The organism is Caballeronia sp. EK (genome assembly GCF_014384845.1).
In the GTDB taxonomy this organism is placed as follows: domain Bacteria; phylum Pseudomonadota; class Gammaproteobacteria; order Burkholderiales; family Burkholderiaceae; genus Caballeronia; species Caballeronia jiangsuensis.
Map to the genome: position 1 here is coordinate 17,134 of NZ_JACSUE010000017.1, position 24,794 is coordinate 41,927.

General features: G+C 64.4%; 21 protein-coding genes. 16 read left to right on the plus strand and 5 right to left on the minus strand.

All coding sequences use genetic code 11. The annotated features are described in order from the left end of the window. Positions 1 to 64 precede the first annotated feature (64 nt). The 6 genes from IAG25_RS34040 (at position 65) to pssA (ending at position 5,423) form a co-directional block, all read left to right on the plus strand. On the plus strand, positions 65 to 352 hold the full coding sequence (locus IAG25_RS34040) for a hypothetical protein (protein ID WP_187608798.1): 288 nt from the start codon (positions 65 to 67) through the stop codon (positions 350 to 352). Further along, a complete protein-coding gene (locus IAG25_RS34045; RefSeq protein WP_035510017.1) occupies positions 349 to 2,112 on the plus strand; it encodes an acetolactate synthase 3 catalytic subunit in 1,764 nt (587 codons plus the stop codon). The genes IAG25_RS34040 and IAG25_RS34045 overlap by 4 nt, the downstream gene beginning before the upstream one ends. A gap of 110 nt (positions 2,113 to 2,222) precedes the next feature. Continuing rightward, positions 2,223 to 2,714, plus strand: coding sequence for an acetolactate synthase small subunit (gene ilvN / locus IAG25_RS34050; RefSeq protein ID WP_008341906.1), 492 nt, complete (start codon positions 2,223 to 2,225; stop codon positions 2,712 to 2,714). A gap of 70 nt (positions 2,715 to 2,784) precedes the next feature. Continuing rightward, entirely contained in the window at positions 2,785 to 3,801 is a 1,017-nt protein-coding gene (gene ilvC / locus IAG25_RS34055; RefSeq protein ID WP_086973543.1) for a ketol-acid reductoisomerase, read from the plus strand. A 97-nt stretch (positions 3,802 to 3,898) separates the two neighbouring features. Then, positions 3,899 to 4,543: a phosphatidylserine decarboxylase gene (locus IAG25_RS34060; protein ID WP_035510022.1), complete on the plus strand. Its 645-nt coding sequence runs from the start codon at positions 3,899 to 3,901 to the stop codon at positions 4,541 to 4,543. Positions 4,544 to 4,556: 13 nt separating this feature from the next. Then, positions 4,557 to 5,423, plus strand: a complete 867-nt coding sequence (gene pssA, locus IAG25_RS34065) for a CDP-diacylglycerol--serine O-phosphatidyltransferase (RefSeq protein ID WP_187608799.1) — start codon at positions 4,557 to 4,559, stop codon at positions 5,421 to 5,423. Between the two features lie 81 nt (positions 5,424 to 5,504). On the opposite strand, the gene IAG25_RS34070 is transcribed toward pssA, so the two are convergent. From IAG25_RS34070 to IAG25_RS34090, 5 genes are all read right to left on the minus strand, one after another. Next, positions 5,505 to 6,287, minus strand: coding sequence for a glycine zipper 2TM domain-containing protein (locus IAG25_RS34070; RefSeq protein WP_187608800.1), 783 nt, complete (start codon positions 6,285 to 6,287; stop codon positions 5,505 to 5,507). Between the two features lie 282 nt (positions 6,288 to 6,569). After that, the gene (lysS, locus tag IAG25_RS34075) at positions 6,570 to 8,096 is read right to left on the minus strand and encodes a lysine--tRNA ligase (RefSeq protein WP_187608801.1); all 1,527 of its coding nucleotides are present in this window, start codon (positions 8,094 to 8,096) and stop codon (positions 6,570 to 6,572) included. An 85-nt stretch (positions 8,097 to 8,181) separates the two neighbouring features. After that, a protein-coding gene (gene prfB / locus IAG25_RS34080; protein WP_187608802.1) for a peptide chain release factor 2 occupies positions 8,182 to 9,286 on the minus strand; the annotation gives its coding sequence in 2 pieces (ribosomal slippage) (positions 8,182 to 9,204 and positions 9,206 to 9,286; 1,104 coding nt in all). An 84-nt stretch (positions 9,287 to 9,370) separates the two neighbouring features. Beyond that, positions 9,371 to 11,071, minus strand: coding sequence for a single-stranded-DNA-specific exonuclease RecJ (recJ, locus tag IAG25_RS34085; protein WP_187608803.1), 1,701 nt, complete (start codon positions 11,069 to 11,071; stop codon positions 9,371 to 9,373). 13 nt (positions 11,072 to 11,084) lie between these two features. Then, positions 11,085 to 12,179, minus strand: coding sequence for a regulator (locus tag IAG25_RS34090; RefSeq protein ID WP_187608804.1), 1,095 nt, complete (start codon positions 12,177 to 12,179; stop codon positions 11,085 to 11,087). Positions 12,180 to 12,345: 166 nt separating this feature from the next. On the opposite strand from IAG25_RS34090, the gene IAG25_RS34095 reads away from it, so the two are divergent. The 10 genes from IAG25_RS34095 (at position 12,346) to kdsA (ending at position 24,604) form a co-directional block, all read left to right on the plus strand. Then, a complete protein-coding gene (locus IAG25_RS34095; RefSeq protein WP_187608805.1) occupies positions 12,346 to 13,347 on the plus strand; it encodes a glycosyltransferase family 2 protein in 1,002 nt (333 codons plus the stop codon). Further along, complete coding sequence (locus tag IAG25_RS34100) at positions 13,337 to 13,762, plus strand: GtrA family protein (protein ID WP_222946771.1); 426 nt, start codon at positions 13,337 to 13,339, stop codon at positions 13,760 to 13,762. Before IAG25_RS34095 ends, IAG25_RS34100 begins: the two co-directional genes overlap by 11 nt. Beyond that, complete coding sequence (locus IAG25_RS34105; RefSeq protein WP_187608806.1) at positions 13,746 to 15,596, plus strand: hypothetical protein; 1,851 nt, start codon at positions 13,746 to 13,748, stop codon at positions 15,594 to 15,596. The genes IAG25_RS34100 and IAG25_RS34105 overlap by 17 nt, the downstream gene beginning before the upstream one ends. Before the next feature lie 132 nt (positions 15,597 to 15,728). Next, on the plus strand, positions 15,729 to 16,982 hold the full coding sequence (locus IAG25_RS34110; RefSeq protein ID WP_187608807.1) for a lipoprotein-releasing ABC transporter permease subunit: 1,254 nt from the start codon (positions 15,729 to 15,731) through the stop codon (positions 16,980 to 16,982). Then, the gene (gene lolD / locus IAG25_RS34115) at positions 16,975 to 17,688 is read left to right on the plus strand and encodes a lipoprotein-releasing ABC transporter ATP-binding protein LolD (protein WP_035510050.1); all 714 of its coding nucleotides are present in this window, start codon (positions 16,975 to 16,977) and stop codon (positions 17,686 to 17,688) included. The genes IAG25_RS34110 and lolD overlap by 8 nt, the downstream gene beginning before the upstream one ends. Before the next feature lie 23 nt (positions 17,689 to 17,711). Next, positions 17,712 to 18,500, plus strand: a complete 789-nt coding sequence (locus IAG25_RS34120) for a TatD family hydrolase (protein WP_187608808.1) — start codon at positions 17,712 to 17,714, stop codon at positions 18,498 to 18,500. A 64-nt stretch (positions 18,501 to 18,564) separates the two neighbouring features. Further along, positions 18,565 to 21,048: a DNA internalization-related competence protein ComEC/Rec2 gene (locus IAG25_RS34125; protein ID WP_187608809.1), complete on the plus strand. Its 2,484-nt coding sequence runs from the start codon at positions 18,565 to 18,567 to the stop codon at positions 21,046 to 21,048. A gap of 16 nt (positions 21,049 to 21,064) precedes the next feature. Beyond that, positions 21,065 to 21,886: an alpha/beta fold hydrolase gene (locus IAG25_RS34130; protein WP_187608810.1), complete on the plus strand. Its 822-nt coding sequence runs from the start codon at positions 21,065 to 21,067 to the stop codon at positions 21,884 to 21,886. Between the two features lie 172 nt (positions 21,887 to 22,058). Beyond that, positions 22,059 to 23,753, plus strand: coding sequence for a CTP synthase (locus IAG25_RS34135; RefSeq protein WP_187608811.1), 1,695 nt, complete (start codon positions 22,059 to 22,061; stop codon positions 23,751 to 23,753). Continuing rightward, entirely contained in the window at positions 23,750 to 24,604 is an 855-nt protein-coding gene (gene kdsA, locus IAG25_RS34140; RefSeq protein ID WP_187608812.1) for a 3-deoxy-8-phosphooctulonate synthase, read from the plus strand. The genes IAG25_RS34135 and kdsA overlap by 4 nt, the downstream gene beginning before the upstream one ends. Positions 24,605 to 24,794: the final 190 nt, after the last annotated feature.

Consider the following 24,794-nt stretch of genomic DNA (forward strand, 5'->3'; position numbering starts at 1 on the left):
TGCGAATCCTAGCAAAGTTTCGCCGCATCCGGAGAAATTGAGAGGTTTTGTTGCCACTTGCGACATGCATCAGACGATTGGCCATGAATTCGACAAGCTGCGCTCGCACGCCGCTTTGCCCCGGAAACCGTACGCAAACGCCGCCATCGGCGCATTCGGAAACTTTTTTCTTGACCCGCCTCGCGCGGCGCTGTTACATTTTCTGACTCGCATCATCAGTGAAATGTCTGCTTTGAGGCGAGCCCAAGAAGTTCGCCTGTCAAACCTAGACGCGCCGCTTGAACCCGAGCCACAAGCCCGGCAGAGAGCACCCGATCAATTTTTTGCCGAAAATTCGAAAGGTGATGAATGAACATGCCTAGCGCGGAATTCTCCACGTCGGATACCACACCCCCTCACGAAGCTGACTCCATCGGCGGCACCGTGCTCATGCGCGCGCTCGCTGACGAGAACGTCGAATTCATCTGGGGCTATCCCGGCGGCTCGGTACTCTACATCTACGACGAGCTGTACAAGCAGGACCAGATCCAGCACATCCTCGTGCGCCACGAACAGGCCGCCGTGCATGCCGCCGACGCCTACGCGCGCTCGACGGGCAACGTGGGCGTGTGCCTCGTGACCTCGGGACCGGGCGTCACCAATGCCGTCACCGGCATCGCCACGGCCTACATGGATTCGATTCCGCTCGTCGTCATCAGCGGCCAGGTGCCCACCGCGGCCATCGGCCTCGACGCATTCCAGGAATGCGACACCGTCGGCATCACGCGGCCGTGCGTGAAGCACAACTTCCTCGTGAAGGACGTGCGCGACCTCGCCGCGACCGTCAAGAAGGCGTTCTACATCGCGCGTACCGGCCGTCCCGGCCCGGTGCTGATCGACATTCCGAAGGACGTGTCGAAGGCGCCGTGCAAGTACGAGCCGATCAAGAGCGTGTCGCTGCGTTCGTACAACCCCGTCACGAAAGGCCATTCGGGCCAGATCCGCAAGGCGGTGCAACTGCTCCTGTCGGCGAAGCGTCCGTATATCTACACGGGCGGCGGCATCATCCTCGCGGATGCGTCGCGCGAGCTGAACCAGTTCGCCGATCTGCTCGGCTATCCCGTCACGAACACGCTGATGGGCCTCGGCGGCTATCGCGCGTCCGACAAGAAGTTCCTCGGCATGCTCGGCATGCACGGCACGTACGAAGCCAACATGGCGATGCAGAACTGCGACGTGCTGATCGCAATCGGCGCGCGTTTCGACGACCGCGTGATCGGCGATCCGAAGCACTTCGCGTCGTCGCCTCGCAAGATCATCCATATCGACGTCGATCCGTCGTCCATTTCCAAGCGCGTGAAGGTGGATATCCCCATCGTCGGCGACGTGAAGGAAGTGCTGAAGGAACTCATCGAGCAGCTTCAGCACGCCGAGCACGGCCCGGACACGCAGGCGCTCAAGACGTGGTGGGACGAGATCGAAGGCTGGCGCTCGAAGGACTGCCTCGCTTACGACCGCAAGAGCGAGATCATCAAGCCGCAGTACGTCGTCGAAAAGCTCTGGGAACTGACGGACGGCAACGCGTTCGTGTGCTCGGACGTCGGCCAGCACCAGATGTGGGCGGCGCAGTTCTATCCGTTCAACAAGCCGCGCCGCTGGATCAATTCGGGCGGCCTCGGCACGATGGGCTTCGGCCTGCCGGCGGCGATGGGCGTGAAGATGGCCTTTCCGGACGACGAAGTGGTCTGCATCACGGGCGAAGGCTCCATCCAGATGTGCATTCAGGAGCTCTCGACGTGCAAGCAGTACAACACGCCCGTCAAGATCATTTCGCTGAACAATCGCTATCTGGGCATGGTGCGCCAGTGGCAGCAGATCGAGTACAAGAAGCGCTACTCCAGTTCGTACATGGACGCGCTGCCGGACTTCGTGAAGCTGGCCGAGGCGTATGGCCATGTCGGCATTCGTGTCGAAAAGACCGCGGACGTCGAACCGGCGCTGAAGGAAGCGCTGCGTTTGAAGGATCGCACCGTATTTCTCGACTTCCAGACCGATCCGACCGAAAACGTATTCCCGATGGTGCAGGCAGGCAAAGGCATCACGGAAATGCTGCTCGGCTCTGAGGATCTATAACGCGGCTTTGTCTCGCGAGGCTCGCGCGCGCCTGTCTTCACAAAGGACATGCGCTGCGCGCGGGTTTTTCGAACGAACGCCACTTCTGGACATATTCGGGAATCACGCACATGAAACACATCATCTCCGTTTTGCTGGAAAACGAACCGGGCGCGTTATCGCGCGTCGTCGGGCTCTTTTCGGCACGCGGCTATAACATCGAAACGCTGACGGTGGCGCCGACCGAAGACAGTTCGCTGTCGCGGCTGACCATCGTCTCGATTGGCTCGGACGACGTGATCGAACAGATCACGAAGCACCTGAACCGCCTGATCGAGGTGGTGAAAGTGGTCGACCTGACAGAGGGCGCCCACATCGAGCGCGAGCTGATGCTCATCAAGGTACGGGCGGTCGGCAAGGAACGCGAAGAGATGAAGCGCATGGCGGACATTTTCCGCGGCCGCATCATCGACGTGACCGAGAAAACCTACACGATGGAACTGACCGGCGCGTCCGACAAGCTCGACGCGTTCATTCAGGCGCTCGACGCCACCGCGATCCTCGAAACGGTTCGCACGGGCAGCTCCGGCATCGGCCGGGGCGAGCGGATACTCAAGGTGTAACGGCGTCTCACCCATTCATTTGCAGCAAAGTAGCGCAACCATTCAACGCATCAGGACTCAAGGAACCACCATGAAAGTTTTCTACGACAAGGACGCCGACCTCTCCCTCATCAAGGGCAAGCAAGTCACCATCATCGGTTATGGCTCGCAAGGCCATGCGCACGCGCTCAACCTGAAGGACAGCGGCGTGAACGTGACGGTGGGTCTGCGCCGTGGCGGCGCATCGTGGAGCAAGGCCGAGAACGCGGGCCTCAAGGTGAAGGAAGTGGCCGAAGCCGTGAAGGGCGCCGACGTCGTCATGATGCTCCTGCCCGACGAGCAGATCGCCGAAGTCTACAAGAACGAAGTGCACGACAACGCCAAGCAGGGCGCGGCGCTCGCGTTCGCGCATGGCTTCAACATCCATTACGGCCAGGTGATCCCGCGTGCGGATCTGGACGTCATCATGATCGCGCCGAAAGCGCCGGGCCACACCGTGCGCAACACGTACAGCCAGGGCGGCGGCGTGCCGCATCTGGTCGCCGTTGCACAAGACAAGTCGGGTTCGGCACGCGATGTCGCGTTGTCGTACGCCGTGGCAAACGGCGGCGGCCGTGCCGGCATCATCGAGACGAACTTCCGTGAAGAAACCGAAACCGACCTGTTCGGCGAGCAGGCCGTTCTGTGCGGCGGCACCGTCGACCTGATCAAGGCCGGCTTCGAAACGCTGGTGGAAGCGGGCTACGCGCCGGAAATGGCGTACTTCGAGTGCCTGCACGAGCTGAAGCTGATCGTCGACCTGATCTATGAAGGCGGCATCGCCAACATGAACTACTCGATCTCGAACAACGCCGAATACGGCGAGTACGTGACGGGTCCGCGCATCGTCACGGAAGAGACGAAGAAGGCGATGAAGGCCGTGCTGAAGGACATCCAGACCGGCGAATACGCGAAGAGCTTCATCATCGAGAACCGCGCCGGCGCGCCGACGCTGCAATCGCGCCGCCGTCTGACCTCCGAGCATCAGATCGAGCAAGTCGGCGAAAAGCTGCGCGCGATGATGCCGTGGATCGCGAAGAACAAGCTCGTCGACCAGTCGAAGAACTAAGCGTCACGTTTTTTGCTCTATCGAAAGCCGTCCGGCAGCCCAGTGCGCCGGGCGGCTTTTGCTATCCTACGGTTTTTATAAAACACAGAACCCGTTCATGAACTATCCTCATCCGATCATTGCCCGCGAAGGCTGGCCGTTCATCGCCATCGCGGCTGTCGTTGCCATCCTCGTGCAAGCGATGGGCGGCTTCGGCTTCGCCTGGATCTTCTGGCTGATCGTGATTTTCGTCGTCCAGTTCTTCCGCGATCCGGCCCGCCCGATTCCGACCCAGCCTAACGCGGTGCTGTGTCCGGCCGACGGGCGCATCGTCGCGGTCGAAACCGCGCACGATCCGTACGTGGGCCGCGAGGCGCTCAAGATCAGCGTGTTCATGAACGTGTTCAACGTGCACTCGCAGCGCTCGCCGGTGGACGGCGCGATCACGAAGGTTCAGTACTTTCCGGGCGCGTATCTGAATGCGGCCGTCGATAAAGCCTCGACCGAGAACGAGCGCAACGCGGTCGTGCTGCAGACGGCGAGCGGGCATACCGTCACGTCGGTGCAGATCGCGGGACTGATCGCGCGACGCATTCTGTGCTACGTGCACGTCGGCGAGCCGCTCACGCGCGGACAGCGCTACGGCTTCATCCGCTTCGGCTCGCGCGTCGACGTGTATCTGCCGGTGGGCAGCCGCCCGCGCGTGTCGATCGGCGAGAAAGTTTCGGCTTCGTCGACGATCCTCGCCGAGTTCGCGGAATAACGCGGGGGATTCGATGGCGGCATTCAAACCGCGCCGTAACCGCGCGAACGCGACGACTCCGCGCGCGTTCCGCCGCAACAAGGCCGCTCAGGACGTGGGCGCCGTGGAGACGCGTCGCGCGAAGCGGCAGCAGTTTCTGAGGAAGCGCGGCATTTATCTGCTGCCTAATGCGTTCACCACGGCGGCTTTGTTCTGCGGCTTCTTCGCTGTCGTTCAGGCGATGAACGTCCGTTTCGAGATCGCGGCCATCGCCATTTTCGTCGCGATGGTGCTCGACGGCATGGACGGGCGCGTCGCGCGCATGACGCACACGCAGAGTGCGTTCGGCGAGCAGTTCGACAGCCTGTCGGACATGGTGTCGTTCGGCGTCGCGCCCGCGCTCGTGATGTACGAGTGGGTCTTGAAAGACCTTGGGCGCTGGGGCTGGCTCGCGGCGTTCGTGTATTGCTCGGGCGCGGCGCTCCGGCTCGCGCGCTTCAATTCGAACATCGGCGTGGTCGACAAGCGGTACTTCCAGGGTTTGCCTTCGCCGGCCGCGGCGGCGCTCATCGCCGGCTTCGTCTGGCTCGCGACGGATAATCGCGTGCCGCTCAAGCTCGTGTGGTTGCCGTGGGTCGCGTTCGCGCTGACCGTGTACGCGGGCGTGACGATGGTGTCGAACGCGCCGTTCTACAGCGGCAAGGCGCTCGACGTGCGTTATCGCGTTCCGTTCGCGGGCGTGCTGCTGATCGTGGTGGCGTTCGTGCTGGTGTCGTCCGATCCGCCGGTCATGTTGTTTTGCCTGTTCGTGCTGTACGGCTTTTCCGGCTACATCTGGTGGGGATATCTCGCGATACGCGGCAGGCAGAATCCGGCGCGCAGTTCGCAGCGGGAGCATTAGGGCGGAATCAGTCGAGACGACGGAAAAAAGGCGGCAACCGAGAGGTGTGCCGCCTTTTTGCTTTTCAACGCGCGTCGTCGATCAACCCGCAACCAGCGTCCCGTTCTGAATATGCACGCGCTCGCCTTGCTGGAACGGCGGCGGGTTCTTGTACGTGAAAGTGCGCGTATGGCCGTTTTCCATCCGCACGCGCACCGAATAGTCGGTTTCGCTGCGCAGATGCTTTTCGACGGAGTTGCCCGCCAGACCGCCGCCGAGCGCGCCGAGGAGCGTCATCGCGGTACGGCCGCCACCGCCGCCGAACTGGTTGCCGACGACACCGCCCGCAACCGCGCCGCCGACCGCGCCGATCCCCGTTCCGTGGCCTTCCTGTTTGACGGCGGAGATTGCCTCGACGGTGCCGCACGTCGAGCAATAAGCGTGGTGCTGGGGCGGTTGCTGCGCATACGAAGGCTGTGCGGGTTGCGGCTGTGCCGGCGCTTGTTGTGCCTGCTGCTGGGCCGCTTGTTGCGCGGCTGCCTGCTGTGCAGCCTGTTGCTGAGCCGCTTGCTGCTGCGCTGCCTGTTGTTGCGCTGCCTGTTGCTGTGCCGCCTGTTGTTGCGCGGCCGTGGCCTGCTGCGCCGGACTCGGCGCGGCGGAATCGACCACTGGCTGTTGCGCGACCGGTGCCGTCTGCGTCTGCGGATTCTGCGCCGAATTGCTCGATGCCTTCGGGAACAATCCCGTCATCGCGGCAGTCGCCACGAGGCTCGCGACGATGACCGCGCCCGCTGCCGTCGCGACGAGCGGATGCAGGCGCCGCTGCTGCGGCTGAGCGCCGCCGGAAGAGGGCGACGTGCTGAGTTTGTTGGTTCCGTTATCCATTGTCGAACCTCCGATTCGAGGCAAGTTGCGGCTTCCGATGCCGGCCGTTACAGCCAATTCTGAGGGAAACGCGAATTTTTCGCTTTTTCGGCTTGTAACAATTTCGCGGACGCGACCCGCATCGAAAAAAGCACGTCCGATGCCAGCCCCGGCAGCACATGCCGACTCGCCACCCGCTCCCGCGTCGGCCTTGAAATATTTACCATCGGTTACATCAGAATCTGCCAGGCGAAAAAAAAACGCGCCTCGGTGGGCGCGCTTTTCTCGCATCGAGCCAGAAACTCAATCTTCGCGACGCAGATGCGGGAACAGAATCACATCGCGAATGCTCGGGCTGTCGGTCAGCAGCATCACCAGACGATCGACGCCGATGCCGCAGCCGCCCGTCGGCGGCATGCCGTATTCGAGCGCGCGAATGTAGTCAGCGTCGAAGTACATCGCTTCTTCGTCGCCCGCGTCTTTCTGATCGACCTGCTTCTGGAAGCGCGCAGCCTGATCTTCCGGATCGTTCAGCTCCGAGAAGCCGTTGGCGATCTCGCGCCCCGTGATGAACAGCTCGAAGCGCTCGGTGATGCCCGGCACCGAATCCGATGCGCGCGCGAGCGGCGACACCTCGATCGGGTAATCGACGATATACGTCGGTTCCCACAATTGAGATTCCGCCGTCTCTTCGAACAGCGCGAGTTGCAGCGAACCGACGCCGGCGTTGAGGAAAGCGGGCTGGTTCGTATCGACGCCGAACTTCTTCAGTTCCGTGCGGAGGAACGCGGCGTCGGTCAACTGCGCGTCGGTGTACTGGGGCGCGTACTTCTGGATCGCCTGATTGATCGTCAGGCGATGGAACGGCTTGCTCAGATCGAGCTCGCGGCCCTGATACGTGATGGTCGCGGTGCCGAGCGCATCGACGGCGGCCTGGCGGATCAGCTGCTCGGTGAAGTCCATCAGCCAGCGGTAGTCGGTGTACGCGGCGTAGAACTCCATCATCGTGAATTCCGGATTGTGACGCGGCGATACGCCTTCGTTCCGGAAGTTGCGGTTGATCTCGAACACGCGCTCGAAGCCGCCGACGATCAGCCGCTTCAGATACAGCTCGGGCGCGATGCGCAGGAACATCTGCATGTCGAGCGCGTTGTGATGCGTCGTGAAAGGCTTGGCCGCCGCGCCGCCCGGAATCGGGTGCAGCATCGGCGTTTCGACTTCCATGAAGTTCGCCTGCGACATGAAATTGCGGATCGACGTGACGGCCTTCGTGCGCGCCATGAACGTCTTGCGCGACTCCGGCGTGACGATCAGATCGACATAACGCTGGCGATAGCGCATTTCCTGATCGGCGAGACCGTGGAACTTGTCCGGCAGCGGGCGCAGCGCCTTCGAGAGCAGTCGCAATTCCGTGCAGCGCACCGACAGCTCGCCTTTATTCGTGCGGAACAGCACGCCTTGCGCGGCGACGATGTCGCCCAGATCCCACTTCTTGAAGGCGTCGTAGGTTTCGGCGCCGACATCGGCGGGCGTCACGAAGAACTGGATCTGGCCGCTGCCGTCCTGAACCGTCGCGAAGCTGGCCTTGCCCATCACGCGCTTGAGCATCATGCGCCCGGCGATCGCGACGGGCAGGGGGTTCGCTTCGAGCGCGTCTTTATCCGATTCGGCGTACTCGCTCTGGAGCGCCGCGGCCTGATGCGTCGGGCGGAAATCGTTCGGATAGGCGACGCCTTGCTCGCGCAGCGAGCGCAGCTTGTCGCGTCGCTCGGCGATGATCTGGTTCTCTTCCAGTTCGGGAGCGGCGCCCGGTTGAGTCGGTTCGGTCATGATGATTCTTGGCTTTTAATGCGGCGAATGCGCGACGGGATGAAACGAAAGCGGCGCGACCGGAAGGCCACGCCGCTGCAAGGCATCAAACGCCCTGTTTCAGGCTCGCGCCGATGAAGTCGTCGAGGTCGCCGTCGAGCACGGCGCGCGTGTTGCTCATTTCGACGTTGGTGCGCAGATCCTTCACGCGGCTCTGGTCGAGCACGTAGGAACGGATCTGATGGCCCCAGCCCACATCGGTCTTGCTCGATTCGAGCTTGTCCTGTTCGGCCTGGCGCTTGCGCATCTCGAATTCGTAGAGACGCGCCTTGAGCATCTGCATGGCTTCCGCGCGATTGCGGTGCTGCGAGCGGTCGTTCTGGCACTGCACGACGATGCCGGTTGGCGCGTGCGTGAGACGCACCGCCGAATCGGTCTTGTTGATGTGCTGGCCGCCCGCGCCCGATGCGCGATACGTGTCCGTGCGGATATCGGCGGGATTGATTTCGATCTCGATAGAATCGTCGATTTCCGGATACACGAACACCGACGAGAACGACGTATGCCGGCCGCCCGACGAATCGAACGGCGACTTGCGCACGAGGCGGTGAATGCCTGTTTCGGTGCGCAGATAGCCGTACGCGTATTCGCCTTCGACCTTGATCGTCGCGCTCTTGATGCCGGCGACGTCGCCTTCGGACTCTTCGAGGACTTCGGTCTTGAAGCCCTTGCGCTCGCAGTAGCGCAGATACTGGCGCAGCAGCATGGACGCCCAGTCGCACGCTTCGGTGCCGCCCGCGCCCGCCTGAATGTCGATGAAGCAGTTGTTCGGATCGGCCGGGTTCGAGAACATCCGGCGGAATTCCATGTCTTCGACGCGAACGCGCAGCGCATCGGCGTCGGATTCGCACGCGACGAGCGTGTCCTCGTCGTTTTCCTCGTGCGCCATTTCGAAGAGATCGCTGGCGTCGCGCAGGTCGTTGTCGAGCGCGCTGATTGTCGAGACCACGCCGTCGAGCAGCTTCTTTTCACGACCGAGCGCCTGGGCGTTCTTCGAGTCGTTCCAGACGTTCGGGTCTTCGAGTTCCTTGTTGACTTCGACTAGACGCGCGGACTTGGCGTCGTAGTCAAAGATACCCCCGTAGCTCGCCCGCGCGGCGGCGCAGGTCGGCCAGAAGGCTTTCGATCGCGTTGAGACGTTCCGCTTCCATTGTCGATCTTCGGCTTCGTAAAAAGATGAAATTATAGCCGATTGACAGGGTTTCCCCGGCTCGGCCGGCACCTCGCCCGCCTTCTCAGCCCGCGTGCTCGACGATCAGTTGCACCCGCGCGACGCCGTTCCACGAATCGCTGACGAGCCGGTACGCGACGGTCGCGCGCGGCGGCAGCGGATCGACGTGATTGAACCAGATCGCGTTGAAACGCTGCCGCCCGCGCAACAGCGACAGCTTCAGATGCTTCTCCTTCACGAGCGCCTGCGACGCGACTTCGAATTCGCCGGAAAAAGTGGGCGCGGGAAAGCCTTGTCCCCAGACCGCGGCATCGAGCATGTCGACGAATTGCGGCGTGAAGTACGCGTCCTCCAGTTCGCCATCGGTTTCGACGGTGCGCGACAGCGCTTCGGCCGTCAGCCATTCGCGCCCGATCGCTTCGAATGCTTCGGTGAAGCGCGGAATGTCGGCGGTGGACATCGTCAGGCCCGCGGCCATCGCGTGGCCGCCGAACTTGTGGATAAGGCCGGGCTCGCGCTTGCTGATCAGATCGACGGCGTCGCGCAGATGAAAACCCGGAATCGAGCGGCCGGAGCCCTTGCAGAGCGTGCCGCTGTCGTCGGCGTGGGCGAAGGTGAACGAAGGCCGGTGGAAGCGCTCCTTCAGCCGCCCCGCGACGATGCCGATCACGCCCTGATGCCAGCTCGCATCGTAGAGCGTGAGCGTCGCGCGCTCGCCGGGATCGATCGTCTGGAGTTCGGCGAGCGCCTGCTGCTGCATGCCCGCCTCGATTTCGCGACGCTCGCGGTTCATCGAATCGAGTTGCTGCGCGAGTTCCCACGCGCGGCCGATATCGTCGGTCGTCAGACATTCGATGCCGAGCGACATGTCCGACAGCCGTCCCGCCGCGTTCAGACGCGGACCGAGCGCGAAGCCGAGATCGAAACCCGACGCCGCGCGCGCATCGCGGCCGGCGGCGCGGAACAGAGCCGCGATGCCCGGCTGCATGCGGCCCGAGCGAATCCGCTTCAAACCTTGTGCGACGAGAATCCGGTTGTTGCAATCGAGCTTCACGACATCGGCGACGGTGCCGAGCGCGACGAGATCGAGCAGGCCGTCGAGGCGCGGCTCGGGCGCGCTTTCATATGCGCCGCGACGGCGCAACTCGGCCCGCAACGCAAGCAGCACATAGAACATCACGCCCACGCCCGCGATGCACTTGCTCGGAAACTCGCAGCCCGGCTGGTTCGGATTGACGATCGCGCGCGCCGCGGGCAGTTCGTCACCGGGCAGGTGATGATCGGTGACGAGCACGTCGATGCCGAGCGCGTTCGCGGCGGCGACGCCGTCCACGCTCGCGATACCGTTATCGACCGTGATCAGCAGATCGGGCAGGCCGTTCTTCGAACGCGAGGCCAGCTCGACGATTTCCGGCGTGAGCCCGTAGCCGTACTCGAAGCGGTTGGGCACCAGATAGTCGATGGTCGCGCCGAACATGCGCAGGCCGCGCACGGCGACCGCGCAGGCGGTGGCGCCGTCGCAGTCGTAATCCGCGACGACGAGCATGCGTTTGCCTTGCGCGAGCGCATCGGCGAGCACGACGGCGGCATCGTCGCAGCCTTTCAGGCCGGCGGGCGCGTGCAGGCGCTTGAACTCGGTTTCGACTTCATCGGGCGAACTCACGCCGCGCGATGCGTACAGACGCGCGATGACGGGATGCAGGCCGTGGCGCATCAGCGCTTCGGCATCGGCGGGAGAGGAGGCGCGCGTAACGATTCGCGTCATTGCAGGGTGTGCCTTATTCGATGAAGAGCGCCGCGACCGGACGGCGCCGCCAGAACTTGCGCAGATCGGAGCGCGTGACGGAGAGCGTGACCGAGCCGGTGTCGCCGCACAGCGTGAGGCTCAGGCGGCCGAGCGAGCCATCGGTGAGCGCTTGCAGCGCGGGGGCGAACCACGCGGCTTCGAGTTCCTTGAGCGACGCGTTCCAGCGCGCCCAGTCCTGCTCGATGAACGGCGCGGAGAACGGATTGAGCTCGACGAGCGTCGTGCCTTGCGAGCCGTCTTTCGACAGCGATGCAAACGACTCCGGCGGCATCGACGGCTTCACGCCCGACGCGAGCGCGAGACCGCACGTCGCCGCGGCATCGGACATCACGCGGGCGAAAGGCGTCGCCACGGGCCGCATCGCGCCTTGTCCGTGAAGCCAGATCGAATTGATCGCGGGCAGGCCGCGCGCTTCGCGCTCCACGTTCAGCGGATGCTCGAACCACGCCATCTGCACTTCGTTCTGCAGCTTCATCCACGCGCGCGAGCGCTCGCCGGTGCGCGCTTCGTGCGGCAGCCAGATTTCGATGTTGCGGCCCGTCGCGCGCAGCGGCGATGCGCCCGCGAGCGAGCCGAGCGCTTCGCCCGACACGTACCAGCGCAAAGGCGTGGGCGCTTGCAGCGTGACGCCCAGGTCTTCGATCACCGGCCGCGCGGTCTGAAAGAGCGCGCGCGCTTCTTCCGTATGCACGCCGAGCGTGTCGGGATCGATCAGCACGAGATGATCGTGCGCGATGCGTACGTGAACCGGCTCGATGCAGGCCCAGGAAGCATCGCCGGGCGTGCCGCCGTCGGCGAGCAGCATGAAGGGCGCGAGCGGGGCGTCGTCGGCATAGCGTTGATCGGCGGGCGTGACGGCGTTGAAGCGCCGCGCGATCCAGCGTTCGTGCGGCAGCGTTCGCTGGAAGTCTTCGCCGATGACGCGTTCTTCGAGCGTCGCGCGGGCGAGCAGCTTGTCGAGCGCCGCGCTCTCCAGTCCGTGCAGGGCGATGGCGGCATCCGCGGCCGACGGCAGCGCGAACGGCAGCAGGAGATGAAGGTCGTGAACGGGCATGATGCTCGGCATTGTAGGGCAAAGCGGGCAGGGCGACGGACCGCTTCGAAGTGTGCGAAGACGCCTGGCGGTGCATGCGTCGGGCCGCGTCGCAAAATGTGGCGCGGTGCGCCGGGCGCATGGGGATAGGTAAAATCACATGTTTGCGCAGTCCCCTTTTATATTTCGAACACCCGATATGGAGCAGACGTTGGCCGATCCTTCGCACCGACACGCCACGGCGCCGCGCGCCGCACGTTTCGGTCACGTGCGCATTGCCGTACTGGTGCCTTGCTATAACGAAGCCGTCACGGTCGGGTCGGTGGTGCAGGGTTTTCTCGCGGCGCTGCCCGACGCGAAGGTGTACGTCTTCGACAATTGCTCCTCGGATGACACCGCCGGTGCCGCGCGACGCGCGGGCGCCGTGGTGCGGCAAGTCGCCGATCAGGGCAAGGGCAATGTGATCCGCCGCATGTTCGCCGACGTGGAAGCGGACGTCTACGTGCTCGTCGATGGCGACGACACCTACGATGCGAGCGCCGCGCCGGCGCTCGTCGAGAAATTGCTGGCGAATGGACTGGATATGATCGTCGGGGCGCGCCGTTCGGAGGAGCGCGAGGCGTACCGGCTTGGCCATCGCTTCGGCAATCAACTGCTGACGCGCTTCGTGGCGACGCTTTTCGGGCGGACCTTCACCGACATGCTCTCGGGATATCGCGTGTTCTCGCGCAGATATGTGAAATCGTTTCCGGCACATGCGGCCGGATTCGAAACGGAAACCGAGTTGACGGTCCACGCGCTCGAATTGCGCATGCCCGTTGCGGAGATGGATACGCGCTACCGCTCGCGGCCAGCCGGTTCGGAAAGCAAGCTCAACACCTATCGCGACGGCTGGCGGATCCTGCTCACGATCTTCAAGCTCTTCAAGACCGAGCGTCCGCTGATGTTTTTCTCGATCGGTTTCGCCGCATGCGCGTTGACCTCGCTGCTGCTCGCGTTGCCCGTCATCGAAGACTTTTTCAAGACCGGCATGGTGCCGAGGCTGCCCACCGCGGTGTTGTGCGCGGCGCTCATGTTGCTCGGCGCCTTGCTGCTCACGTGCGGAATCGTCCTCGATACCGTGACGCACGGGCGCCGCGAGACGAAACGCTTCGCCTATCTCAATCAGCCCGGCCCCGCCGACTATCCCGATGCCTCCTGACGTGGGCGGTCAATTCATTCGCTTCGCAATCGCGGGCGCGGTAGGTTTCATCGTCGATGCAGGCGTGCTGATGCTCGGGCTCACGCTCGGCCTCGGTTATTTCGCGGGCCGCGCCGTGTCGTTTCTGTGCGCCGTGTTCGCCACCTGGCGGATCAATCGGCGCTTCAGCTTCCCTGGCGTTGTGAAGCGCTCGACCTGGGCGGAATGGTGGCGCTATCTCGCCGCGGCTTCGGTCGGCGGGAGCGTCAACTATCTCGCCTACACGGCGGTCGTGATCAACTGCCGCCCGGCCGCGTGGCTGCCGACCGTCGCGGTCGGGGTGGGCTCGCTGGCCGGCATGGTCGTCAATTTCGCCACCGTCAAATGGTGGGTCTTCAAACATCGAAACAAGCAGTCCAATGCAGCCAACCAATAGTCCCGCTTCGACCTCGCGTTGGGCGCAACTGAAGGCGCTCGATCTGAATTCATCGCGCGTGCGGGCCCGCGCGCTGGTTCTCGTGCCCGTGCTCTTCGGCCTGTATTCGCTTTTGCTCGGCGCGGACGCCAACTGGGACCTTTTCAACTATCACCTCTACAACCCGTTCGCGTGGATCAACGGCAAGCTGTCGATCGATTTCGCGCCCGCGGGCATGCAATCGTTCTTCAACCCGATGCTCGACACCGGCGTGTACTGGCTGAATACGCATCTGCCGTCGCGCGTCGTGGGCTTCGCGATGGGCGCGCTGCACGGCCTCGTGTTCGTGCTCCTGTTCCATATCGCGCGCTTCGCGGTGCCGCACAGAGCGCCGGAAGACGCGAATCGCGTGCCGCTGCTGCTCGCGCTCGCGGGCGCGCTGAGTCCGAGTTTCCTGACGGGAATCGGCAATTCGATGGGCGACGATACGACCGCGCTCCTCATCCTCGCGAGCCTGCTCCTCTTGCTCGCTAACTGGGAATCGCTGTCGTCGGTGCGGCTGCGCGGCTGGCTCGTCGTCGCGGCTTGCGGCTTCGTGTGCGGACTCGGCGTCGGGTTCAAGCTCACCAACGCGATCTTCGCCGTGGCGCTGTGCGTGGCGCTGCTCGCTTATCCCGCGTCGGCTGCGACGCGCGTGCGGCTCGCGTTCGTTTTCGGCGTCGGCTCGCTGGCCGGATTCGCGGTGACGGGCGGTTACTGGCTCTTCTACATGTGGCGCTTGTTCGGCAACCCGTTTTTTCCGCTCTTCGCGAAGTGGTTTCCGAATTCGCTGACGGTGCCGCTCAACGGCGACCTGCGCTGGCTGCCGCGCAATCTGCTCGAAACCGTGCTGTGGCCGTTCGTGATCGCCGCCGATCCGAGGCGTGTCGGCGAATCGCCGGTCCGTCAGATCGTCTGGCCGCTTGTCTATGCCCTGTTCTGGATCTGGGTCGCGGCGTGCGCCATCGCGCGGTTTCGCGGACGCGGCATGGCGCGGCTGGATGCGCGCTCGCGCTTCGTCATCGTGTTCGTCGCGCTCGGGTATGTGCTGTGGATGAAGGGCTTCAGCATCTACCGATACGTCGTCGCCATCGAAGTGCTGACGCCCATCGTCACCTTCGTGTTGCTGCAACGGCTGCTCGACGATCGGCTGGCGCGGCGCGTGGCGGCATGGATCATCGGCGGGGCGGTGGCGGTGACCGTTCTGGGCGGCGTGCGGACCTGGGGGCATGAAGGCTGGGCGGACCCGCTTTATCACGCCGAACTGCCGGCGCTTGCCGAACCCGCGCGCACGACCGCGATCATCTACAGCGAGACCACCGCGTGGGCGTGGCTCGCGACCCGCTTTCCGGTCGACGTCGCGTTCACGCAGATCGACAGCAGTTTCCCGCGCGGTCCGGCCTTCGACGAACGCGTGCGCGAGATGGTCCGCTCGCGCGGCGGCCCTGCATTCGCCCTGATCGATGGAAGCTACAACTGGCGAGCCGACAGCATGGTGCGCACGAATGCCATTCTCGACAGCGTCGGCCTGACGTCGGGCGCGGGCGGTTGCGGCGCACTGCGCTGGACGGTGGATCGTCTGCGCCTGCGCGCGAGCTACCGCGACGATCCGGCCGGCCCGAAGCGCTGTCACCTCGGCCTGCGCGCCGACGATGTCCGCGACAGCGACGCCGAGAACCGCTCGCTCGCCGATCGCGCGGCGTCGGCGTTCGGGCGCTACGGCTTCGTGCTCGACACGGCGTCGTGCGCGCGCTACCGCGCCGGAATCGGGAAGGGCGTCACCGTCTATCAGTGGTGCCGCGTGAGCCTGCACTGACATGACCACGGCCGTGCACGCCACGCGGCGTTCGGCGTTCGCTGCCGTCCCGTTCGCGTCATGTATGGCAAACTTTCGCAAATTCGCGCCATCGGGGCATGACAACGCTGGACAGCAGCAGAAAGGAATCGCTTGAAACTTCCGTACGAATGGCAGATCGGCTGGCGTTACACACGCGCCAGCAAACGCACCACAGGCAACGGCTTCATCTCCTTCATCGCGCTCGTGTCGATGGCGGGCATCGCGCTCGGCGTTGCCGCGCTGATCGTCGTGCTGTCGGTCATGAACGGCTTCCAGAAGGAAGTGCGCGACCGGATGCTCTCGGTGCTCGCGCACGTCGAAATCTTCTCTCCGACCGGCTCCATGCCGAACTGGCAACTGACCGCGCAGGAAGCGCGCCGCAATCCGGAAGTGGTCGGCGCGGCGCCCTATGTCGAAGCGCAGGCATTGCTCACGCGCCAGGGCGCGGTGAGTGGCGTCGCGCTGCGCGGCGTGGAGCCGTCGCTTGAGCCGGAAGTGTCGGACATCGGCAAGGAGATGCGCGCGGGCAAGCTCACGGACCTCAAGCCGGGCGAATTCGGCATCGTGCTCGGCAAGGATCTCGCAGCGAATCTCGGCGTGACGGACGGCGACAAGATCACGCTCGTCGCGCCCGAAGGCACCATCACCCCGGCGGGGATGATGCCGCGGCTCAAGCAGTTCACCGTGGTCGGCGTCTTCGAGTCCGGTCACTATGAATACGACTCGACGCTCGCGCTCATCGAAATCCACGACGCCCAGGCGCTCTTTCGCCTGCCCGCGCCGACCGGCGTGCGCCTGCGTCTGAAGGACATGCAGCGCGCGCCCGAAGTCGCGCGTCAGCTCGCGCGCACGCTGTCGGGCGATCTCTACATCCGCGACTGGACGCAGCAGAACAAGACGTGGTTCTCCGCCGTGCAGATCGAAAAACGCATGATGTTCATCATTCTCACGCTGATCATCGCGGTGGCGGCGTTCAATCTGGTGTCCTCGCTCGTGATGACCGTCACCGACAAGCAGGCCGATATCGCGATCCTGCGCACGCTCGGCGCGCAGCCGGGCTCGATCATGAAGATCTTCGTCGTGCAGGGCGTGACGATCGGCTTCATCGGCACGGCGCTCGGCGTGACTTTCGGCTGTCTCGTCGCGTGGAGCATTCCGTGGCTCGTGCCGATGATCGAGCATCTCTTCAACGTCCAGTTCCTGCCGTCTTCGGTGTACTTCATCAGCGAACTGCCGTCGGAGCTCGTGCCGGGGGATGTCGCCAAGATCGGCGTCATCGCTTTCGTGTTGTCGTCGCTCGCGACGCTCTATCCGAGCTGGCGCGGCGCGAAGGTTCGTCCGGCGGAGGCGCTGCGCTATGAGTGACCTGATTCCGGCCAACAATCTCGTTTTACAGGCATCGGCCATTTCGAAGACGTTCGTGCAGGGCGGCTTCAACGTGCCCGTGCTCAACAACGCGCAACTCGACGTGATGAAGGGCGAGAAGCTCGCGATCGTCGGCGCGTCGGGCTCGGGCAAGAGCACGCTGCTGCACGTCCTTGGCGGGCTCGACGAGCCGAGCGCGGGCAAGGTTTCGCTGCTCGGCAAGCCGTTCACCGAGCTGAAGGAGAAGGAACGCAACGAGCTGCGTAACCGTGCGCTCGGCTTCGTGTATCAGTTCCATCATCTGCTGCCGGAATTCACGGCGCTCGATAACGTCGCGATGCCGTTGCGCATCCGCCGCATGGCCGAAGACGACGCGCGCCGGCAGGCGCAGGAGATGCTGGAACGCGTGGGCATCGGGCACCGCGCGAAGCATCGGCCGGGCGAATTGTCGGGCGGCGAGCGGCAGCGTGTGGCGATCGCGCGCGCGCTCGTCACGCGTCCGGCCTGTGTGCTCGCCGATGAACCCACCGGCAATCTCGACGGCGGCACGGCGGACACCGTCTTCAACCTGATGCTGGAGCTGTCGCAGACGCTCGAAACGAGCTTCGTGATCGTCACGCACGATCCTGATCTCGCCGCGCGCTGCGACCGCATCATGCGCCTGCGCGACGGCGTGCTGCACGAAGAGCCGCCCGTGCCGGTTTAACGCGTTCCTGTGCGGGAGGCGTCATGTGGATCGATACGCACTGTCATCTCGATGCCGGAGAGTTCGATGCCGACCGCGATGCCGTCGCCGGCGCGGCGCTCGATGCGGGCGTGAAGCGCATCGTGATTCCGGGCGTCGAGCGCGGCAACATCGCGACGGTGCGCGCGCTCGCGCATCGCATCGCGGGCGGCGCGTATGCGCTCGGCATACACCCGCTTTTCACGCCGGGCGCGCAGGAAGACGATCTGCGCGTGCTGCGCGACGAGATCGCAGCGAGCCTCGACGATCCGCTGTTCGTGGGCATCGGCGAGATCGGGCTGGATTATTTCGTGCCGACGCTCGACGACGCGCGCCAGCAATTCTTCTACAACGAACAATTGAAGCTCGCGCGCGAGTTCGATCTGCCCGTGATTTGCCACGTGCGCAAGTCGCAGGACAAGGTGCTGAAAGGCTTGCGCGTGCACGACATTCATCGCGGCATCGCGCACGCATTCAACGGCAGTTTCCAGCAGGCCGAGGCGTTCATCGCGCAGGGCATGCGTCTCGGCTTCGGCGGCAATCTCACGTTCGAACGCGCGCGGCAGATTCGCCGTCTCGCGACGGAGCTTCCGCTCGACGCGATCGTGCTCGAAACCGATGCGCCCGACATCGCGCCTTCGTGGCGCTACAAGCAGCGCAATACGCCGGATCAGGTCGCGCAAATCGCGAAGGTGCTCGCGCAGTTGCGCGGCATCGACGAAAACACGCTCGCCCTAGGCACAACGGCTAACGCGCACGCCGCGCTCCCACGGCTCGCGCCCGCCTCTTCATAATCGTTCCGATCGACGTTCGTCTCTAAGCGCGTGCGTCTGCGGCAACGAAAACGAAGAGGAAGAAGTGCGGGCGATTCTGCTGGGATTTGCATTGGGCGTCTGGGGCTTGCAGCAGCAGGCTCGCTTGCCGGATGGCATCGCGTGGTTCGCAGTCTGCGCAACGTTCGTCGTCGCGATGACGCTCGGCGCGATGAAGCCGCGTCTGCGCATCGCGAGCTTCGTCATCGGCGCTTGTGCGCTCGGCTTCGCATACGCCGCGATGCGCGCCGAAGTCCGGCTGCGCGAGCAATTGCCCATCGCGTACGAGCAGCGCGATATCGAGTTGACGGGTTTCGTGCGCGGGCTTTCCGAGCAACAGGCGGACGGCACGCGCTTTCTTTTCGAAGTCGAAACGAACGGCGCGGGTCTGCGCCACTTTCCGAGCATCGTGCGATTGCTCTGGCCGTCGCCGGATCGCGCAACGCTCCGCGCCGGCGAGCGATGGACGCTGACCGCGCGTCTGAAACGCGCCCACGCCAACGCGAACTTCGGCCTGCGCGATGCCGAAGCGAGCCTGCTCGAACGCGGCATTCGCGCGACGGGAAATGTATCGGCTGCGCACGCGCCGCGCCGCCTGAGTCCCGATGCGACCGGTCCGCGTCTGATGATCGACCGTCTGCGTGCGCGCATGCGCGATCGCATCGAAAACGTGCTCGGGGGTGCGCCGCATCGCGGGATCATCGTCGCGCTCGCGGTGGGCGCGCAGGACGCGGTCAGCGATGCCGACTGGGCCATCATGCGCGCGACCGGCACGAGTCATCTCGTCGCGATATCGGGGCTGCACATCGGTTTCGTCGCGGGAATGGCGGCGTTGATCGTCGGCTTCGTGTGGAAGCGCCTGAGGCTGCGGGGCGTGCCGGCGCCATTGATCGCGGCCGCGCCCAAGGTGGCCGTGGCCGGTGCGGCCGTCTTCGCCGCCTGCTATGCCGCGCTCGCAGGATTCAACGTGCCGGCGCAACGCACGCTATGCATGCTGCTGATTTTTGCCGTCGCGTTTCTCTGCGGGCGGCGGCCCGCGTCGTCGCTCGTGCTTTTGTGGGCGCTCGTGATCGTGATCGTCGCCGATCCGTGGGCGGTGACATCGCCGGGATTCTGGCTGTCGTTCTGTGCCGTGGCGGCGATTCTGCACGCGATCGCGTCGGCGGGGCGATTCGAGTCGCGCGCGCAGCCGGAAGATCGCGATGACATCGATCAGTGGGATCGCGTCGATCCGAGCGAAGTCGGGCAGCGCCCGGCGCACTCGACGAGGCGCACATTGCTCCCGGCCTTCGCGCGGTTTTGCCGCCGCGTCCGGCGTCACGTGACGTCGAGCGTGCGCGTGCAATACGCGGTGACGATCGCGCTCGCGCCGCTCACGGTCTACTGGTTCTCGCAGATTCCGTTGCTCGGCCCGCTCGCGAATGCGTTCGCGATACCGTGGATCAGCGTGCTCGTGACACCCGCGACGCTCGCGGGACTCATGCTTCCTGCGCCGCTCGATGCGCCGATGCTCCACGCCGCGCATGCCGCGCTCTCGCTGCTCTGCGACGGACTCTCGCACCTCGCCGATGCCGTGCCGTCGCCGCTCTGGGTTCTGCCGCGGCCGGATGCGTTCGCGCTCGCGGCGGCGTGCATCGGCGTCGCATGGGCGCTCGCGCCGCGCGGCTGGCCGCTGCGCTTCGCTGCGCCGCTGACCTGGCTGCCGCTCCTCGCGCCCGCCGCGCATCCCACGCCCGCAGGCGCATTTCGGGTCACCGCGCTCGATATCGGGCAGGGCTCGGCGCTCGTCGTCGAAACGGCGCGGCACACCTTGCTCTTCGATGCCGGTCCCGGCCCCGAATCGACGCACGCGGGCGAGCGCATCGTCGTGCCTTATCTGCAGGCCGCGGGCATTCGCGCGCTCGATGCGCTCGTCATCAGCCATTCGGATTCGGATCACGCAGGCGGCGCGCCCGCCGTATTGCAGTCGATCGCCGTGCGCCAGTTTCTGGCGTCGTTGCCCGCGAAGGATGCGTTGTGGCCGAACGCGCGCGCACGCGGCGCGCAAACGCTGCGCTGTGCGGCGGGGCAGCGCTGGACCTGGGACGGCGTCGAATTCCGCGTGCTGTGGCCCGCGCCGGGGCCGCTTTCAGGCAAGCCGAACTATCAGTCGTGCGTGCTTCGCGTGACGAACGCGGCGGGGCGCGCGGCGCTGTTCGCGGCCGATATCGAAGCGGATGTCGAGCGCGCGCTGATCGCTCGCGAGCGCGACGCCTTGCGCGCCGACGTGCTGATCGTGCCGCATCACGGCAGCCGCACTTCATCGACCGAGCCTTTCCTCGATTCTGTCGGGCCGTTCGTGGCGATATTTCAGGTAGGCTATCGCAACCGCTTTCACCATCCGCACCCGACCGTGTTCGCGCGCTACCAGATGCGCGATATCGTGCTTTCGCGCAGTGATGAAGACGGCGCGGCACGCAGCGAAATCGGTTCGCAGATCACGTTCGAGCGCTACCGGCAAAGCCACGCGCGCTACTGGATGGCGCGCTGAAAAAACAGAGACACGCTTGAAAGACATCATCCATTTCTCGCACGCGAACGGTTTTCCGGCATCGGTCTATCGCACGATTTTCGCGGAGCTTTCCGACGATTACGAAGTTCGCAGCATCGAGCGCATCGGGCACGACGCGCGCTTTCCGGTGACGCGCGACTGGCCGTATCTCGTCGATCAACTCATCGATGACATGAGCCGCTATCGACGCGAAGCCGATGACGCGCATCCGAAGGTATGGCTCGTCGGGCATTCGCTCGGCGGCTATGTGTCGCTGATGGCCGCGCTGAAACGTCCGCAATGGGTGAAGGGCGTCGTGATGCTCGATTCGCCCGTGATCGCGGGCTGGCGGAGCAGTCTCCTGCGCGTCACGCAATGGACGGGACTCGACGAGCGCCTGTCGCCCGCCGCCGCGACCAGGAAGCGCCGCACGCAGTGGGCGAGCCGCGACGAGGCGTGGCGGCATTTTCTGTCGAAGCCCGCGTTCGCGCGCTGGGACGAGCGCATGTTGTCCGACTACATCGATTTCGGCATTCCGCAGACGCATGCGAACGGCGCGCGCTCGCTCGCATTCGATCGTCACATCGAATATCTGATCTATCGCACGCTGCCGCACACGCTCGGCGCGCGCGTCGCGCACGGCGTGCCGGTGCCGGTGCGCTTCATCGCGGGGACGCGTTCGCGCGAAGTGCGGCAGGTGGGACTCGGCATGACGCGGCGCATCGCGGGGGCGCGCATCGAATGGATGGAAGGCAGCCATCTCTTTCCGATGGAGCGCCCGATCGACACCGCGCGCGCTGTGCAGCGCCTGCTTAAAGCGATGCAGCCATCGCCATGACGAAGCGCTCAAAAGGGCACGAGCACGCACGCGGGCCTTGACGAACGGCCGGCGCGACGTTCCACAAAAATGACGTGGAAAAGCGCGGTTTTGTAGTCAATCTCCGCGTCTGGTGCGCTTCGTGGGAACCTGCCTTTACGGTATAATCCGTTTTTCCCGCGAGCATCTAGCGATGACCAAATATGTATTCGTCACCGGCGGCGTAGTTTCGTCCCTTGGCAAGGGTATTGCCGCCGCCTCCCTCGCCGCGATCCTCGAATCGCGCGGTCTGAAAGTCACTCTCCTCAAGCTCGATCCCTACATCAACGTCGACCCCGGCACGATGAGCCCGTTTCAGCACGGCGAAGTGTTCGTGACGGAAGACGGAGCGGAGACCGACCTCGACCTCGGCCACTACGAGCGCTTCATCAGCACGAAGATGCGCAAGGCCAATAACTTCACCACGGGCCAGATTTACGAATCGGTGATCCGCAAGGAACGCCGCGGCGAATATCTGGGCAAGACGGTGCAGGTCATTCCGCACATCACCAACGAAATCCAGGCTTTCGTCGAGCGTGGCGCCGCAGCGGCGACATGCGGTCAGCCGGATGTCGCGATCGTGGAAGTCGGCGGCACGGTGGGTGACATCGAGTCGCTGCCGTTCCTCGAAGCCGCGCGTCAGATGAGCCTGCGCATGGGTCGCAACAGCGCGTGCTTCGTGCATCTCACGCTCGTGCCGTTCATCGCGACCGCGGGCGAGCTGAAGACCAAGCCCACGCAGCACAGCGTGCAGAAGCTGCGCGAAATCGGTATCTATCCGAACGTGCTGCTGTGCCGCGCGGACCGCCCGATTCCGGACGACGAGCGCGCCAAGATCTCGATGTTCTCGAACGTGCCCGAAGACGCGGTCATTTCCGTGTGGGACGCGGACAGCATCTACAAGATTCCGCAGATGCTGAACGACCAGCACCTCGACGACATCATCTGCGAAGCGCTCAAGCTCTCGCCGCCGCCCGCCGATCTGTCGATGTGGTCGAACCTCGTCGAGAAGCTCGAGAACCCGAAGAGCGAAGTGACCATCGGCATGGTCGGCAAGTATGTCGAGCTGACCGAGTCGTACAAGTCGCTGATCGAAGCGCTGCGTCACGCGGCGATTCACACGTCGACGAAGGTCAATATCGAGTACATCGATTCCGAGCAGATCGACGCCGAAGGCACCGATGCGCTCAAGCATCTCGACGCCGTGCTCGTTCCGGGCGGCTTTGGCCGGCGCGGCACGGAAGGCAAGATCAAGGCGATCAAATACGCGCGCGAATCGAAGACGCCGTATCTCGGCATCTGTCTCGGCATGCAGCTCGCGGTGATCGAATTCGCTCGCGATGTCGCCGGTCTCGCGGATGCGAACAGCACCGAGTTCGATCAGGACACGAAGAATCCGGTCGTCGCGCTCATCACCGAGTGGTACGACCGCGCGGGCCGCATCGAGAAGCGTAACGAAGAGTCGGATCTCGGCGGGACCATGCGCCTTGGCTCGCAGAAGTGCCCGATCAAGCCTGGCACGATGGCCGGACGCATCTATGGCACCGATGTGAACGAGCGTCATCGTCACCGTTATGAAGTCAATAACCGTTTCGTGCCCCAGCTCGAGGCCGGCGGGCTTATCATCAGCGCCCGTACCCCGAGCGAGGATCTGCCCGAAATGATGGAGTTGCCGCAGTCGCTGCACCCGTGGTTCGTCGGCGTGCAGTTCCACCCTGAATTCACGTCGACGCCGCGCGACGGGCATCCGCTCTTCAAGGCGTTCGTCGAAGCGGCGCGCGCGCACGCCGAATCCGGCGATGCGAAGGCGCCGGCCAGGGCTGCGGCGACCGCGGGAGCGCAAGCATGAAGCTGTGTCACTTCGAAGCCGGTCTCGACAAGCCGTTCTTTCTGATCGCGGGCACGTGTGTCGTCGAATCGGAGCAAATGACGATCGACGTCGCCGGGCGCCTCAAGGAAATGACCGAGAAGCTCGGCGTGCCGTTCATCTACAAGTCGTCCTACGACAAGGCGAACCGCAGCTCTGGCAAGTCGTTTCGCGGCCTCGGCATGGACGAAGGGCTGCGCATTCTCGGCGAAGTGAAAAAGCAACTCGGCGTGCCGGTTCTCACGGACGTGCACGCGGAGCACGAGATCGAAGCGGTCGCATCGGTGGTGGACGTGCTGCAGACGCCCGCGTTCCTGTGCCGTCAGACCGATTTCATCCACGCGTGCGCGCGCTCGGGCAAGCCCGTGAACATCAAGAAGGGCCAGTTCCTCGCGCCGCACGACATGAAGAACGTGATCGACAAGGCGCGCGACGCCGCACGTGAAGCGGGTCTGTCGGAAGACCGCTTCATGGCGTGCGAGCGCGGTGTGTCGTTCGGCTATAACAACCTCGTGTCCGACATGCGCTCGCTCGCGATCATGCGCGAAACCAACGCGCCGGTCGTGTTCGACGCAACGCATTCGGTACAGTTGCCGGGCGGGCAGGGCACGAGTTCGGGCGGTCAGCGCGAGTTCGTTCCGGTGCTCGCGCGCGCAGCAGTCGCGACGGGCATCGCGGGTCTCTTCATGGAGACGCATCCGGACCCGGCATGCGCGAAGTCGGACGGCCCGAATGCGGTGCCGCTGCATCACATGGAAGCGCTGCTCAAGACGCTGATCACCATCGATCGCGCGGTGAAGAGCGGCTCGTTCCTCGAGAACGATTTCAACTGAGCATCTGCGGCAAAAAAGAAGTGCGGCGCGGGCGTCTTCATCGGCGCCCGTGTCACGATAAGAGGTCACCTGGAGTGACCGGAGCAACGGAGGAGCGTGCGGCACGCATCAGGGCGCGCATCAGGGCGATACGCGCGTACCCGCACCGATCAGCGGGACTCACGCCCGCTCCCCACGAAAGCGATGCGGA